The 1614-nt window shown below is 66.0% G+C and carries 1 protein-coding gene and 1 pseudogene; both read left to right on the plus strand.

Annotated features, from left to right (window positions below; all coding sequences use genetic code 11):
- The first annotated feature begins 460 nt into the window (after nt 1-460).
- Nucleotides 461-796, plus strand: a complete 336-nt coding sequence (locus tag AC08ON_RS18095; protein ID WP_476608634.1) for a DUF4326 domain-containing protein — start codon at nt 461-463, stop codon at nt 794-796.
- Between the two features lie 633 nt (nt 797-1429).
- Nucleotides 1430-1614, plus strand: a pseudogene (locus AC08ON_RS18100) (aspartate aminotransferase family protein); the annotation flags it as partial.

Raw genomic sequence — 1614 nt, forward strand, 5'->3', positions numbered from 1 at the left:
TGCGCGGCCCTGACTTTACCCGTTATCAAATTTCCGGTGTACGGAAAGTAAAGGGGGAATGGCTGGATGGTTGTGGCTGCCCCCTTCTGTGCTGTTCCCGTGCCTCCGGCACGTTTCTTACTGCAACGATCACACGATTAACGATCGTACGGTTATTGCGTGGTTATTGCACAGGGATTGCTTGTTTATTGTGGTGATGTTGAATCGGGTCCGCCGAACGTGGACCGTCCACTGGTTCCCGGGCCCGATGTGGCTCCTCTGGTACGTGGATCGGCGGTGAGGTGGCCCGATCGGCACGGACAGCCGGCCCGGTCCGCGCCGATCGGTTGCGAACCCCGTGCGGGGGGATGGTGGTGTCCGTACCGTCCATGCACGCCATTCTCAACGACGATCCGGATCTTACCGACGATCCGGGCGAGTTGGGCGGCGCCAGGGATGTCGTCGAGCTGGGAGGCCTCCGATGATGACCGTCGCACAGTCCCATGTCCGGCTCTCCCGCGCCGCCGGGTGGCGCAAGCCCGACGACGTGGTCGTGGTCGCCCGGCCGACCCGATGGGGCAATCCCTTCGACCAGCGCGAGTGGGGGCGGTCCGCGGCGGTAGAGCTGTACGCGGCGTGGATGACTGGCAATGGGCCGGATGTCCGGTACGACCGGTCCGGTCGCCGCTACTCGCGGTCGGAGCGGCTCGCCGAGTTGCCCGACCTGGCTGGTAAGCGGTCGGCCTGCTGGTGCCCGCCGGGCGAGCCCTGCCATGCCGACGTCCTCGCCGCCCTTGTCGCCGAACGGGTGCGATGAGGGCGACTGTGAAAGCACCGTCCAAACGCCGGGCCGCGTGAAGATTGCCCCGCGATACGACACGTGTCCATCGTGCTGTCGTAGGACGCGTCGGCTTGTCCGGTGGTCCGGTCGCACGCCTGGGACCACTTCATGGCATGCTCGGTTTCGATGGCATGAGGATGTGTCAGCCGTTCGTCCCCCGGGACGGCGGGTCTGGGCACCTTCCGCGGCGTCCATGGGGTATATGGATGGACGCCCGGGCATGTCGTCCCGTAGGCCGGGTCCTCATCGTGGAGGTTTGTTGTGAAGCGTGTCGGAGCGATTGTTCTGTTGGTTGCCCTGGTTGGTGGCGGGTTCCTCTTCCGTCGTCAGCGCGGCAAGCAGGACGCGTAGCCTCGCGTCGTCCCTCGGGTCGCGGGAGATCATCCGACCCGGGCGGCTTGTGACGGTCCGCGACGAGCCGGTGTGAACTCGGGGCTGACCCGGAAACGCCGGTGTTGCGGCGGGGCGAGCTGCCCGATGTCCGGGCATGGCCGAACCTAGACTCCGCCTGTGCATCGGTTTGACGCGCAGACTGCCGATCTCGTCCGCGCGATATGTGACTTTGCCCGCGTCCGGCTCGGATTCGATCCGGTACCGCTGGACGCGCCATTGTCATGGGACGAGTTGGCGGCGGCGGTGGGATCCACGATCACCGCCGAGGGCATCGGTGGCCGTCGCGCCCTCGAGGTGTTCGACGAGGAGCTGTCCCGCGCCTGCATCTCGACGGATCATCCCCGCAATCTCGCCTTCATCCCGGCCGCCCCGACTAAGGCGGCTGTATTGTTCGATCTGGC

It is taken from the genome of Frankia sp. CoWAU3 (assembly GCF_977971855.1).